This window comes from Nocardioides szechwanensis, assembly GCF_900103935.1.
In the GTDB taxonomy this organism is placed as follows: domain Bacteria; phylum Actinomycetota; class Actinomycetes; order Propionibacteriales; family Nocardioidaceae; genus Nocardioides; species Nocardioides szechwanensis.
Genome location: NZ_FNIC01000001.1, coordinates 102,306 through 114,679, shown reverse-complemented (window position 1 = coordinate 114,679; position 12,374 = coordinate 102,306). Strand labels below are relative to the sequence as shown.

Here is a 12,374-nt window from a genome sequence, read left to right as displayed (position 1 = left end):
CGGGCGGCCCGGACGGTCGGGCAGGACCTCAGGTGGGGTCGGTGGCCCGCTCGGCGAGCCGCTCGATGAGCGCGGTGTTGACGAAGCCGGGGATCAGGCCGGACACGTCGCCGCCGAACGTCGCGACCTCCTTGACCAGGCTGGAGGCCAGGAAGGAGTACTCCGGGCTCGTCGGCACGAAGACGGTCTCGACGTCGGCGAGCGAGGCGTTCATCTGCGCCATCTGGAGCTCGTAGTCGAAGTCGCTGACCGCGCGCAGCCCCTTGACGATGGCGTGGATGCCGTTGGCCTCGCAGAACGTCGTCAGCAGGCCGGTGAACCCGTCGACGCGGACGTTGGGGAACGGCTCGCAGGCGCGCTCCAGCATGGCGATGCGCTCGTCGGCCGTGAAGAGCCGGTTCTTGGACTTGTTGACCCCGACCGCGACGACCACCTCGTCGAAGAGCGCCGAGGCCCGCTGCACGATGTCGATGTGACCGTTGGTCACCGGGTCGAAGGACCCGGGGCAGACAGCTCGGCGCACGACGTACTCCTCTGGCTCAGTGGGTCCCGTCCGGGGCTGCGTGACCGTACCAAAGGACGGTCTCGCCGTAGCGCTTCGACCGGGTGTCCTCAAAGCCGTGCGGCCAGGCCGGCTCGGGGCTGCGGACCGAGCGCTCGACGACCACCAGCGCCCCCGGCACCAGCCACCGCTGGGCGGCGAGCGCCTCGAGGTCGGAGGCGACCCCCTCGTCGGACAGCGGGTAGGGCGGGTCGCTGAAGACCACGTCGTAGGGCGTCGTCGGCGCGCGCTGCAGGGTCGCCGCGACCGACGCGACCCGGACGTCGGCGCGGGCGAAGCCGAGGGTGCGGGCGTTGTCGGTGACCAGTGCGGCGGTACGTCGGTCGTGCTCGACGAGGGTGACCACCCCGGCCCCGCGGGACCACGCCTCGAGCCCGACCGCGCCGGAGCCGGCGTAGAGGTCGAGGAAGCGCAGCCCGTCGAGCGAGCCGCACCACGACTCGACGGCCGAGAAGAGCGCCTCGCGGACCCGGTCGCTGGTGGGGCGCGTCGTCGAGCCGTGGGGGGTGCGCAGCCGCCGCCCGCCGGCCGCGCCGCCGATGATCCTGGTCATGGTCGACTCATCATGACTTCTCGATGAACTGGCCCTGCTGGCTCAGCTCCAGGTCGGCGACCTCGACGGCGAGCGCGGGCGAGTCGAGCAGGTCGGGGTCGCGGTCGAGCAGCGACTCGGCCGCGGTCCGCGCCTCGACGATGGTCTTCTCGTCGCGCAGGACGCGGAGGTTCTGGAGCCCGGAGCGGCCACCGGCCTGCGAGCGGCCGAGCACGTCGCCCTCGCGGCGCAGCTCGAGGTCGACCCGGCTGAGCTCGAACCCGTCGGTGGTCGAGGCGACCGCCGACAGGCGCTCGGCGGCCGTCGGCTGCAGGGTCGGCGACAGGTCCGTCACCAGCAGGCACAGCCCGGGGTGGCCGCCTCGGCCGATCCGGCCACGGAGCTGGTGGAGCTGGGAGACGCCGAACCGGTCGGCGTCGAGCAGCACCATCGTGGTCGCGTTGGGCACGTCGACGCCGACCTCGATGACGGTGGTCGACACGAGCACGTCGATGTCACCGGCGGCGAACGCGCGCATGGTGGCGTCCTTCTCGTCGGGGGTCATGCGGCCGTGGAGCCGGTCGACGCGCAGCCCGTTGAGGGCGCCCAGGCGGAGCTCGACGACGATCTCCTCGACGGCCGCGAGCGGCGGGCGGCTCGGCTGCGGAGGGATCGGCAGGCCGTCCTCGTCGAGCTCGAGCTGGTCGGTCTCGCCCTCCTCCGGCTCGTCGCCCTCGATCCGGGCGCACACGACGTAGGCCTGGTGCCCCTTCGCCACCTCCTCGCGCACGCGCTGCCACACGCGCTCGATCCAGGCGGGGTGCTCCTGGGTGTTGACGACGTTGGTCTGGATCGGCGCCCGCCCGGCCGGGAGCTCGGTCAGCACCGACGTCTCGAGGTCGCCGAAGACGGTCATCGCGACGGTGCGCGGGATCGGGGTGGCGGTCATGACCAGGACGTGCGGGGGCATGACCGACTTGCTGGTCAGCGCGGCCCGCTGCTCGACGCCGAAGCGGTGCTGCTCGTCGATCACGACGAGGCCGAGGTCGGCGAACATGACCTTGTCCTCGAGCAGGGCGTGGGTGCCGATGACGATGCCGGACTCGCCGCTCGCCAGACGCGACATGGGCGCTGTGCGCTGCGACTTGGTCATCGAGCCGGTCAACAGCTCGACCGCCGTACCCTCCGCGGGGCCGCCGAGCATCCCGCCCATCGCGAGGTCGCCGAGCATCGCGGTGATGGAGCGGTAGTGCTGCTGAGCGAGCACCTCGGTGGGTGCGATCAGCGCGGCCTGGCCGCCGGAGTCGACGGTGCGGAGCATGGCGCGCAGGGCGACGAGGGTCTTGCCGGAGCCGACCTCGCCCTGGAGCAGGCGGTTCATCGGGTGCGGCTGGTCGAGGTCCTGCTCGATCTGTGCACCGACCTCGCGCTGGCCCTTGGTGAGCGTGAACGGCAGCCGCGCGTCGAACGCCGACAGCAGCGCGCCGTCGCCACCGGTGCGGGCGTGGGCGCCGAGGGCACGCACGGCGCGGCGCCGGCGGCCCAGGACCAGCTGGGTGACCAGCGCCTCCTCGAAGCGGTAGCGGCGCCGGGCCTTCTCGACCTGCTCGAAGCGGTCGGGACCGTGGATCCACTCGAGGGCGGTGACCGCGTCGAGGACGTCGAAGTCGCGGCGTACGTCGTCGGGCAGCAGCTCGCTGGGCGGCTCGACCACGGTCATGGCGAACGCGATGGCGCGCTGGAAGTCCCAGTGGTCGACGCCCTTGGTGAGCGGGTAGAGGGGGTAGAGGCCGCGCAGCTGGTCGGGCCGGATCATCTCCTCGTCGTCACCGGGCCCGCCGAAGAGCACCATCGTGGGGTTGGTCAGCTGCCACTGGTTGCTGAACTGCCCCGCCTGGCCGATGAAGAGGCCCTTGCGCCCCACGGGGAGCCGTCTCTCGTGGTAGGTCGCGACGTGCTTGGACTTGGCGAAGAAGGTCATCCGCAGCCGGGGCCCGTCGGTGCGCAGCACCGTCTCCAGGCGGTAGGCGGGCTTGCCCGTGCGGCGGTCGGTGTAGACGACCGGCTTGCTGTCGGAGATCTCCCCCACGACCGTGAGCATCTGCCCCACCTGGAGGTCATCGACCCGGGTGAGCTCGCCGGTCTTGATGTAGCGGCGCGGGAAGTGGCGGAGCAGGTCGCCGACCGTCTCGATGCGGAGGTTCTTGACGATCTTGTCGCGCTTGTTCTTGGCGTCACCGAAGACGGAGGCGACGGAGCTGTCGAGGCTGATCACGTGGCGCCTTCCGGGTCACTCGACGGACAGGAGCAGCGGGTAGCGCTCCTGCCCACCGTCGTACACCACGACATCGACATGCGGGTGGTGCTCGTCCACCCAGGCCGCCGCCTGCTCGGCCAGGCCCTCGCCGCCCTCGCCGGAGACCAGCGTGACCAGCTCGCCGCCACCGGCCAGCAGCCGCGCCAGCACGCCGTACGACACCTCGGCCAGGTCGGAGCCGACCACGGCGAAGTCGCCGGCGATGACGCCGAGGACGTCGCCCGGCTCGCACGGCCCGGCCATGGTCATCGCCTGGCGGGCGGCGATCGTGACCGCTCCGTGGCGCGCGTGGCGCGACGTGGCGGTCATCTCCAAGACGTCCTGCTCGAACGTGCGTCCCGGCTCGTGCACGGCCAGCGCCGCCAGGCCCTGAACCTGCGCCTGGGTGGGTATCACCGCGACCCGCACGTGGCCACCGAGCGCCGGGTCGTTCTCGACCATCTGGCCCGCGATCTGGGCGACCCGCACGGAGTCGCCGTCGTTGGGCAGCACCACGACCTCGCGGGCACCGCACCCGGTGATCGCCTCGAGGATCTGGCCGGTGGACGGGCGGCGTCCCGGCCCGCCCTCGACGACCACGGCACCCGCCTGTGCGAACAGCGCGCTGAGCCCCGGGCCGGCCGCGACGGCAACAATCCGGCGTCCGTCGCGCGCGTCGCTCTCGTGCTGGCGGACGGCCGCGATCTGCTCGGCGAAGTGCGTGACCCGCACGCGGTGGGGCCGCCCGGCCTCGATGCCGGCCTCGATTGCAGCGCCCACGTCGTCGACGTGGACGTGGACGTTCCAGAGCCCGTCGCCGCCCACGACCACGAGCGAGTCGCCCAGCCCGTCGAGCGTCTGGCGCAGCCGGGGCATCGCGTCGTCGGTGGCGTCGAGGAGGTACATCACCTCGTACGCCGGTCCGTCCGGCGTGAGGTCGCCCTCCGGAGTGGTGGCAGCGGTGTGCGGGATCGGGATGTGGTGCTGGCCGATCGGGGTCTTCACCGGGACCGGGCGGCGCCCGGTCAGCACGGTCTCGGCGGCGTCGAGGATCACGCTGAGCCCGCGACCGCCGGCATCGACGACCCCGGCGTCCTTGAGCACCTGGAGCTGCTCCGGCGTACGTGCCAGCGCCTCGCGGGCCGCCTGGGCGGCGCTCGTGAACACGTCGCGGGCCCGCGCGGCGGGGTCCTGGGCGAGGGCGACGGCGGCCTGGGACGCGGCGCGGGCGACCGTGAGCATCGTGCCCTCGACCGGCCGGCCGACCGCGGCGTAGCTGGCCTCGGTGGCGCGGTGCAGGGCGTCGGCCATGGTCTGCGCGTTGCGCTCGTCGGGAGGCGCGGTCACGATCCGGCGGGCGATCGCGCCGAGCATCTCGCTGAGGATCACCCCGGAGTTGCCGCGCGCTCCGAGGAGCGCACCACGGCTGAACACCGCCAGGGCCTCGTCGCGGTCGACCTCGGGGCGGGCGCCGGTCAGCTCACGGATCGCGTCGCGGGCGGCCGAGACCGTGAGGTACATGTTGGTGCCGGTGTCGCCGTCGGGCACGGGATAGACGTTGAGGGCGTCGATCTCCTCGCGCGCCTCGGCGAGAGCGTCGGTGGCGATGTCGACGAAACGGAGCACGACCGCGAGCTGGATGGTGCCGCTGCGCGGTGTCTCTTCCATCGCCTGCCTAGGGTCGTCGCGGGTAGCCGGGTGGGATCGATGCGGAAGCCCACACAGTAGTGGCCCGCACGATTTTTAAGTGGCACGTGGTTCGGATACTCTTGTGCGGTTGCCCGCCCGTCGGGCCCTCCATTCCTCACCTCGATATCAGGAGTCAAACACCGTGGCTGCCGTCTGTGACATCTGCGCCAAGAAGCCTGGCTTCGGCAACAACCGGCCGTGGTCGCGCAAGATCACGAAGCGCCGCTTCGACCCCAACATCCAACGGGTGCGTGCCACCGTCAACGGCACCCCCAAGCGCCTCAACGTGTGCACCGGCTGTCTCAAGGCCGGCAAGGTCTCCCGTTAGACCGCGCACTGACCTCGTCGCTGACGGCCGCCACCCCTCGGGTGGCGGCCGTTCGTCATTTCACCGAGTCGGCGCTTGTGCACTGCTGTACGACGCCGAGTCGGCGCTTGTGCACGACGTAAGCGCCGACTCGGCGTCTACACAGTCCCTAGAAGTGGGTCCAACCGGTCGGGCCGTCGTAGGGACCACCGTCGACGGTGACGCCGGGGGCGCCCTCGAGGACGTCACCGATGACTGACCAGCCGTCGGGGACGGAGGCGACGTCGGGGAAGGTCGCCAGCAGCGCGTGGTCGTCGCCGCCGCCGAGGATGAAGCTGAGGGGGTCGGCGCCGGTGGCCGCACCGACCGCCACCAGCGGCTCGGGGATCTCGAACGCTGCCCGGTGGACGTCGATGGCGACGCCGGACGCCTCGGCGAGGTGGGCGGCGTCGCCCAGCAGCCCGTCGGAGACGTCGATCATCGAGGTGGCGCCGGCGGCCGCGGCGATCGGACCGGCGTCGTACGGCGGCTCGGGACGGCGGTAGGCCTCCACCAGCACCCGCGGGGAGCGGAAGCCGCGGCCGAGCACCGCCAGTCCCCCGGCGGCCCAACCCTGACGCCCGGTGAGGGCGAGCACGTCGCCCGCCTCGGCCCCGCTTCGTACGACGGGCGCCTGGAGGCAAGCGCCGATCACCGTCACGGCGATGACGACCTCGTCGGCACGGGTGACGTCGCCCCCGACCACGCTCGCGCCCACGAGCGCGCACTCAGCGGCGAAGCCGGCGGCGAACTCCAGCGCCCAGCGCGCCGGCAGGTCGGCCGGTGCGGCGAGCCCGACGGTGAGCGAGTGTGCCCGCCCACCCATCGCGTTGAGGTCGGAGAGGTTCTGCGCCGCGGCACGGTGGCCGACGTCCTCGGCCGAGGCCCAGTCGCGGCGGAAGTGACGCCCCTCGACCATCAGGTCGGTCGAGACGACCACGTGACCGGTGCGCACGCGCAGCACGGCGGCGTCGTCGCCGGGGCCGATCAGCACGTGCTCCCCCTGCGGGAAGAGCCCCACGAGCTCGGAGATCAGGCCGAACTCTCCGGCGTCGGCCAGGGTCGCCTCGGGCGGGAAGGTCATGCACGAATAACAGCAGATGCTGGGATCCATGCGGCTATGGACACTCAGCGAGGTCACGATAGGTTGACCGTCACACCACTGTTACAGCGTCGCACCGAGATTGAGGGAGTCACCCGCATGGTCGTCCAGGCGTACATCCTGATCCAGACCGACGTCGGCAAGGCCGCAGAGGTCGCCAAGGCCATCGCGGCAGTCAAGGGCGTCACGCTCGCGGAGGACGTGACCGGGCCGTACGACGTGATCGTCCGCGCCGAGGCGCGCAACGTCGACGAGCTGGGCAAGCTCGTGGTCGCGAAGGTGCAGACCCTCGACGGGATCACCCGCACCCTCACCTGCCCGGTCGTCCACATCTGAGGTCACGACACTGAGCACAGATCTTCGGCGCCCCGGACCTCGTGTCCGGGGCGTCGCCATGTCGGTCGGTCTTCCGGTCCTGGCTGCCTGCCTGGCGGTGGCACTCACCGCGTGCGGCGGGGCGCCGGAGATCGACTCGGTCGGACTCGACGCCGACGAGCGGGCCGCCTGCCAGGCCCTCGTCGACGCTCTCCCGGACTCGCTCGACGACCTCGAGCGCGGTGAGGTTGAGCCGGACGACGCCCTGGGTGCGGCCTGGGGCGACCCGGCGATCGTGCTCACCTGTGGCGCGGAGGAGCCCGAGGAGTTCGACGAGTTCTCAGCCTGCGACGAGGTGCTGGGCGTCGGCTGGTTCTCTCCCCCGGACCAGCTGAAGGTGGAGCAGCAGGACGAGGACGCCACGCTGTGGGCGATGAGCCACAGCCCGCTGGTCCAGCTGGAGGTGCCCGCCGACTACCGGCCCGACGGTGTCGCCGCGGCACTCGCCCAGCTCGCCGAGGTGGTCACGGCAGAGCTCGACGAGGTCCGGGCCTGCCACTGACGGTGGAGCGACTTCGTCGCTCCATTGGGAGTACTTGCTTCGCTGGTACTCCCGGGCCAACGTTCACCGAAGACCGGTGTCGCGCGCGAGCGCGAGGCGGATCAGCCGGTCGACCAGCGCCGGGTAGTCCACTCCCGAGGCGGCCCACATCTTCGGGAACATCGAGGTCGGGGTGAAGCCGGGCATCGTGTTGATCTCGTTGACCACCAGCGACTGGTCGGGCATCACGAAGAAGTCCACGCGGGCCAGACCCTCGCAGCCCACGGCCTCGAACGCGCGGGCGGCGAGCGAGCGCAGCTGGTCGGCGACGCCGGGCGGCAGGTCGGCCGGGATGTCGATCTCGGTGTGCTCGCCGGGGAGGTACTTCGCGGCGAAGTCGTAGAACTCGTGGTCGCCCCCGACCCTCAGCTCCGCGGGCTGGCTGGTCTCGGGGGTGCCGTCGAGGGCCTGGAGGACGCCGCACTCGACCTCACGCGCGCCCTCGGCCGAGATCTCGACCAGCGCCTTGCTGTCGTGGAGGTGCGCCTCCTCGATGCAGGCGTCGAGCTCGGAGGCGTCGTGGGCCTTGGAGATGCCGATGCTGGAGCCGCCCCGGGCCGGCTTGACGAACAGCGGGTAGCCGAGCGCGGCTGCCCGCTCGCGGCACGCCTGGGCGTCGGCGGCCCACTCGCGGCGGGTGACGGTGACGCTCGGCATCACCGGCAGGCCGGAGGCCGACAGCACGATCTTCATGTAGGCCTTGTCCATGCTGACCGCGGAGGCCAGCACCCCGGCGCCGACGTAGCGCACGCCGGCCATCTCGAACATCCCCTGGATGGTGCCGTCCTCGCCCCAAGGCCCGTGCAGCAACGGGAAGACCACGTCGACCTCGCCCAGGGTGCGCGGTGGGCTGGACGGCTCGGAGACGATCAGGTCCGTGCTCCCCGTCTGCTGCGACAGCGCCACCGAGGCGCGGTCGCCGTCGACGCTGGGCAGGTGGTCGGGTCCCTCGATGCGCAGCCGGTCCGGGTCGCCGCTCTCGAGCACCCAGCGGCCGTCGGGGGCGATGCCGATCGGTACGACGTCGTAGCGGTCCCGGTCGATCGCCTGGAGCACGCTCCCGGCGGTCACGCACGAGATGGCGTGCTCGCTGGAGCGACCGCCGAAGACGACGGCGACGCGGGGCTTGCGGGTCTCGCCGGTGGGGGCATTCATCGCGACGACCCTACGACCTAGGCTTTCCCTCATGACCGAGGACTCGCCCGACCTGAAGCCGGCCACCATCGCGGTCACCGCCGGACGGCCACCGCACGAGCCCGACCAGCCGCTCAACACGCCCATCACCATGACCTCGACGTACGTCGCGGGCGGTGCCCTGGAGTACGGCCGGCTCGGCAACCCCACCTGGACCGCGTTCGAGGAGGCCCTGGGGGCGCTCGAGGGGGGCCGCTGCCTGGCGTTCTCGTCCGGCCTGGCGGCCGTGTCCACCGTGCTCGACCTGGTCGGCCAGGGCGGCAAGGTCGTCGCCCCGAAGCACTCCTACACCGGCACCCTGCTCCAGCTCGCCGACCTCGAGTCCCGCGGCCGGATCACGACCGAGCTCGTCGACATCACCGACACCGCGGCCGTGGCGGCCGCCTGCGTCGACGCCGCCCTGGTGTGGTTCGAGTCGCCGACCAACCCGGCGCTCGAGCTCGCCGACATCGCCGCGATTGCCGCCGCCGCCCGCGAGGAGGGCGCCTACGTCGTCGTCGACAACACGTTCGCGACTCCCCTGCTCCAGCAGCCGCTGTCGCTCGGCGCCGACATCGTCGTGCACTCCGCGACCAAGTACCTCGCCGGCCACAGCGACGTACTCATGGGAGCCATCGCCACCGCCGACGACGAGCTGTACGCCGTCCTGAAGGGCCGCCGTGACCTGACCGGCTCCACTCCCGGCACCTTCGAGGCCTGGCTGGCGCTGCGCGGCCTGCGCACGCTCCACCTGCGCATCGAGCGGGCGCAGTCGAACGCCACCGAGCTGGCCCGGCGCCTGAGTGAGCACGCTGCGGTGTCCGAGACCCGCTACCCCGGCTTCGGCGGCATCATCTCGATCGTGCTGGCCGGCGAGGCGCTGGCCGCCGACCTGCTGGTGCAGAAGACCAGCCTGTGGGTCCACGCCACCAGCCTGGGCGGCGTCGAGTCGACGTTCGAGCGCCGGCGCCGCTGGAAGGCGGAGCCCGCCACCATCCCCGACGGCCTGGTCCGCCTGTCCGTCGGCGTCGAGGACATCGACGACCTCTGGCGCGACCTCGTGACGGCCCTCGACACCCTCATCGTGGAATGACTTCGTCATTCCATTGGAGTACTCGCTGCGCTCGTACTTCCTGTCCTGACTTCTAGTCAGTCTCCGCCTTCGTGTCGCGGGCGATGAAGGCGTCCATCATGTCCTTGGCGGTCATGGTGCCGGCGACGACGGCGTCGACGTGGTGGGCGATCGGGGCGTCGACCCCGGACTGGGTGGCCAGGGCCAGCAGCGACGAGCAGGACTTGGCGCCCTCGGCGACCTGACGGGTGGAGGCGACGACCTCGTCGGTGGTCATCCCCTTGCCGAGCTTCTCGCCGAACGTCCGGTTGCGCGACAGCGGCGAGGAGCAGGTGGCGACAAGGTCGCCCAGTCCGGCCAGGCCCATCAGCGTGAGCGGGTTGGCGCCGAGCTTCATCGCCAGCCGGGCGGTCTCGGCGAGCCCGCGGGTGATCACCGACGCGGTGGTGTTGTCGCCGAAGCCCAGGCCCACGGCCATGCCGACCGACAGCGCGACGACGTTCTTGTAGGCGCCGCCGAGCTCGCAGCCGAGCACGTCGACGCTCGTGTAGGGCCGGAACGCCGGTGAGTGGACGCGCCGCTGCAGCATCTGCGCGACGTCCACGTCGGCACACGCGACCACGGAGGCGGCCGGCTCCCGGCGGGCGATCTCCTTGGCCAGGTTGGGTCCGCTGATGACCGCGATCCGCTCGGGGCCGGCGCCGGTCACCTCGGCGATGACCTCGCTCATCCGGTCCAGCGTGCCGAGCTCGACGCCCTTCATCAGCGAGACCATGACCGCGTCCTTGCCGACGTACGGCGCCCACTCGGTGAGGTTCTCGCGCAGCGACTGGGACGGTACGGCGAGCACCACGACGTCGGCGCCCGCGAGGGCCTTCTCATGGTCGTGGGTGGCCGAGACCGCCGGCGGCAGCTCGATGCCGGGCAGGTAGTCGACGTTCTCGTGCTGGTCGTTGATCGCCGCACAGACCTCCTCCCGGCGGCCCCAGATGGTGACGTCGTTGCCACCGTCGGCCAGGACGATGGAGAACGCAGTGCCCCAGGAACCGGCACCGAGGATCGCGACCTTCTTGCTCACGCTTCGTCCTTCTTGTTGCGTCTGGTGCTGCGGGGGTTGCCGGTCAACGGGTCGCCGTGCTGGCGCATGTCGTAGCGGACTGCGGGGGCCTTCTCGCCGCGGAGGTCCTCGACCAACCCGGTCAGGGCCGCCATGATCCGGTCGGTCGCCTGCGAGATGACCTGGGGGCCGAGCGGCTGGGCGGAGAGGTCACCCAGCTCGACGGGGTCGCCGACCCTCATCCGGATCCGCTTGCGCGGGAACAGGTCGGGCTTCTTCGCGTAGGGATAGAGGATCTGGTGGGCGCCCCACTGTCCGACCGGGATCACCGGGCAGCCGGTCTCGAGCGCGATCCTTGCCGCACCCGACTTGCCCGCCATCGGCCACAGGTCACGGTCGCGGGTCAGCGTCCCCTCGGGGTAGACGACCACGACCTTGCCCTCGCGTACGGCGGTCACCGCGGCCGCGAAGGCACCCACGGCGTTCTTGCTCATGCGCTCGACGGGGATCTGGCCGGCGGACCGCAGGAACCCGCCCAGCCACCGGTTCTTGAAGAGGCCGGACTTCGCGAGGTAGCGCGGGATCCGGCCGTGGTCGTAGAGCAGGTGCGCGGCCGTGAGCGGGTCGAGGTGTGAGACGTGGTTGAGGACCACCACGTAGCCACCGCTCTCGGGCAGCTTGTGGGTGTCGAGCCATTCGTGGGTGGTCGTGGCGAGCAGGGTCGGCTTCACGATGGCGACACCGAGGCTGAAGGCCCAGCCCCGCTTCTCCTGCAGCTTGCGCTCTCGCAACGTCACGGGAGAGCACGCTACTCGCCGGAGTGACGACCGCCACGTGTCGGCACGACGAGTCGCCTGACAGGATCAGCGCGTGGTCCCGCCGTACGTCGTCGTCGTGCCCGTGAAGCCGCCGGCACTCGGCAAGTCGCGCATCGTCGGTCTCGACCACGTCCAGCGACGCGGGCTGGCCCGGGCGTTCGCGCTCGACACCGTCGCGGCCTGCCTGGCTGCCGACCACGTGGTGGCGGTGCTCGTGGCCACCGACGATGCCGCGTTCTCCAGCGAGCTCGGCGCCCTCGGCTGCGCCACCATCCCCGACGGTGACACCAACGACCTCAACGCGGCGCTGCGCCAGGCCGTGGCGGAGGCCAGGCGGCGCTGGCCGGAGCTCACGCCGGTCGCCCTGTGCGCGGACCTCCCTGCCCTCCGCTCGGCGGAGCTCACGGCAGCCCTGGAGTCCCTGGTGCCCGGCGGTCCGTCGTTCGTCGCCGACGCCGAGGGGGTGGGCACCACGCTCTACACCGCGCCGTACGACGAGTTCGACCCGCACTTCGGTACCCACTCACGCGAGGCGCACCTGGCGGCGGGAGCCCTGGAGCTGGGCACCGACCTGCCGTCGCTGCGCCGTGACGTCGACGACCTCACCGACCTGCGCGCGGCCGTGGCGCTCGGCGTCGGCGCCGAGACGTCGGCCCTGGTCCCGGACCTCGACCTGACGTGAAATGACGACGGGCCGCCCTCCGCGATCGGAGGACGGCCCGTCAGTGGTGCGTCAGGACTTCTTGGCTGCCTTCTTGGCGGGGGCCTTCTTGGCCGGTGCCGCCTTCTTGGCGGGAGCCGCCTTCTTGGC

General features: G+C 71.7%; 13 protein-coding genes. 5 read left to right on the top strand and 8 right to left on the bottom strand.

The features are described from left to right. Positions 1-28: 28 nt before the first annotated feature. Genes coaD through BLR90_RS00550 form a run of 4 tightly spaced genes read right to left on the bottom strand, consistent with a single transcriptional unit; the run spans position 29 to position 5,058 of the window. Positions 29-523: a pantetheine-phosphate adenylyltransferase gene (gene coaD, locus BLR90_RS00565; RefSeq protein WP_091021613.1), complete on the bottom strand. Its 495-nt coding sequence runs from the start codon at positions 521-523 to the stop codon at positions 29-31. A gap of 16 nt (positions 524-539) precedes the next feature. Then, on the bottom strand, positions 540-1,115 hold the full coding sequence (rsmD, locus tag BLR90_RS00560) for a 16S rRNA (guanine(966)-N(2))-methyltransferase RsmD (RefSeq protein WP_091021611.1): 576 nt from the start codon (positions 1,113-1,115) through the stop codon (positions 540-542). A 10-nt stretch (positions 1,116-1,125) separates the two neighbouring features. Continuing rightward, on the bottom strand, positions 1,126-3,369 hold the full coding sequence (locus tag BLR90_RS00555) for an ATP-dependent DNA helicase RecG (RefSeq protein ID WP_091021608.1): 2,244 nt from the start codon (positions 3,367-3,369) through the stop codon (positions 1,126-1,128). Between the two features lie 15 nt (positions 3,370-3,384). Further along, positions 3,385-5,058: a DAK2 domain-containing protein gene (locus tag BLR90_RS00550; protein WP_091021606.1), complete on the bottom strand. Its 1,674-nt coding sequence runs from the start codon at positions 5,056-5,058 to the stop codon at positions 3,385-3,387. Between the two features lie 163 nt (positions 5,059-5,221). Here BLR90_RS00550 and rpmB point away from each other — a divergent pair, with 163 nt between their 5' ends. Continuing rightward, positions 5,222-5,407 carry a 50S ribosomal protein L28 gene (rpmB, locus tag BLR90_RS00545; RefSeq protein ID WP_028645381.1) on the top strand — a complete coding sequence of 62 codons (186 nt, stop codon included), beginning with the start codon at positions 5,222-5,224 and terminating at the stop codon, positions 5,405-5,407. Positions 5,408-5,555: 148 nt separating this feature from the next. Here the strand turns inward: rpmB and BLR90_RS00540 are convergent, their stop codons facing one another. Next, on the bottom strand, positions 5,556-6,509 hold the full coding sequence (locus tag BLR90_RS00540; protein WP_091021604.1) for a thiamine-phosphate kinase: 954 nt from the start codon (positions 6,507-6,509) through the stop codon (positions 5,556-5,558). Between the two features lie 117 nt (positions 6,510-6,626). On the opposite strand from BLR90_RS00540, the gene BLR90_RS00535 reads away from it, so the two are divergent. Beyond that, positions 6,627-6,863, top strand: a complete 237-nt coding sequence (locus BLR90_RS00535; protein ID WP_091021602.1) for an Lrp/AsnC ligand binding domain-containing protein — start codon at positions 6,627-6,629, stop codon at positions 6,861-6,863. A gap of 58 nt (positions 6,864-6,921) precedes the next feature. After that, on the top strand, positions 6,922-7,404 hold the full coding sequence (locus BLR90_RS00530) for a DUF3515 domain-containing protein (protein ID WP_091021599.1): 483 nt from the start codon (positions 6,922-6,924) through the stop codon (positions 7,402-7,404). A gap of 63 nt (positions 7,405-7,467) precedes the next feature. On the opposite strand, the gene BLR90_RS00525 is transcribed toward BLR90_RS00530, so the two are convergent. After that, complete coding sequence (locus BLR90_RS00525) at positions 7,468-8,598, bottom strand: D-alanine--D-alanine ligase family protein (RefSeq protein WP_091021598.1); 1,131 nt, start codon at positions 8,596-8,598, stop codon at positions 7,468-7,470. Positions 8,599-8,629: 31 nt separating this feature from the next. Between BLR90_RS00525 and BLR90_RS00520 the strand changes: the two genes are divergently transcribed. Then, positions 8,630-9,709, top strand: coding sequence for a trans-sulfuration enzyme family protein (locus tag BLR90_RS00520; RefSeq protein WP_091021596.1), 1,080 nt, complete (start codon positions 8,630-8,632; stop codon positions 9,707-9,709). A gap of 52 nt (positions 9,710-9,761) precedes the next feature. On the opposite strand, the gene BLR90_RS00515 is transcribed toward BLR90_RS00520, so the two are convergent. Both BLR90_RS00515 and BLR90_RS00510 read right to left on the bottom strand, forming a co-directional pair. Then, positions 9,762-10,766, bottom strand: coding sequence for an NAD(P)H-dependent glycerol-3-phosphate dehydrogenase (locus tag BLR90_RS00515; RefSeq protein WP_091021594.1), 1,005 nt, complete (start codon positions 10,764-10,766; stop codon positions 9,762-9,764). Next, entirely contained in the window at positions 10,763-11,542 is a 780-nt protein-coding gene (locus BLR90_RS00510) for a lysophospholipid acyltransferase family protein (protein WP_245715072.1), read from the bottom strand. Before BLR90_RS00510 ends, BLR90_RS00515 begins: the two co-directional genes overlap by 4 nt. A gap of 73 nt (positions 11,543-11,615) precedes the next feature. Here BLR90_RS00510 and cofC point away from each other — a divergent pair, with 73 nt between their 5' ends. After that, a complete protein-coding gene (gene cofC, locus BLR90_RS00505; RefSeq protein WP_091021592.1) occupies positions 11,616-12,245 on the top strand; it encodes a 2-phospho-L-lactate guanylyltransferase in 630 nt (209 codons plus the stop codon). Positions 12,246-12,374: the final 129 nt, after the last annotated feature.

Excerpts from the sequence above, each read along its gene's own strand:
- rsmD (WP_091021611.1), bottom strand. The coding sequence starts at position 1,115 with ATGACCAGGATCATCGGCGGCGCGGCCGGCGGGCGGCGGCTGCGCACC.
- BLR90_RS00550 (WP_091021606.1), bottom strand. The coding sequence starts at position 5,058 with ATGGAAGAGACACCGCGCAGCGGCACCATCCAGCTCGCGGTCGTGCTC.
- BLR90_RS00540 (WP_091021604.1), bottom strand. The coding sequence starts at position 6,509 with ATGACCTTCCCGCCCGAGGCGACCCTGGCCGACGCCGGAGAGTTCGGC.
- BLR90_RS00535 (WP_091021602.1), top strand. The coding sequence starts at position 6,627 with ATGGTCGTCCAGGCGTACATCCTGATCCAGACCGACGTCGGCAAGGCC.
- BLR90_RS00530 (WP_091021599.1), top strand. The coding sequence starts at position 6,922 with ATGTCGGTCGGTCTTCCGGTCCTGGCTGCCTGCCTGGCGGTGGCACTC.
- BLR90_RS00525 (WP_091021598.1), bottom strand. The coding sequence starts at position 8,598 with ATGAATGCCCCCACCGGCGAGACCCGCAAGCCCCGCGTCGCCGTCGTC.
- BLR90_RS00520 (WP_091021596.1), top strand. The coding sequence starts at position 8,630 with ATGACCGAGGACTCGCCCGACCTGAAGCCGGCCACCATCGCGGTCACC.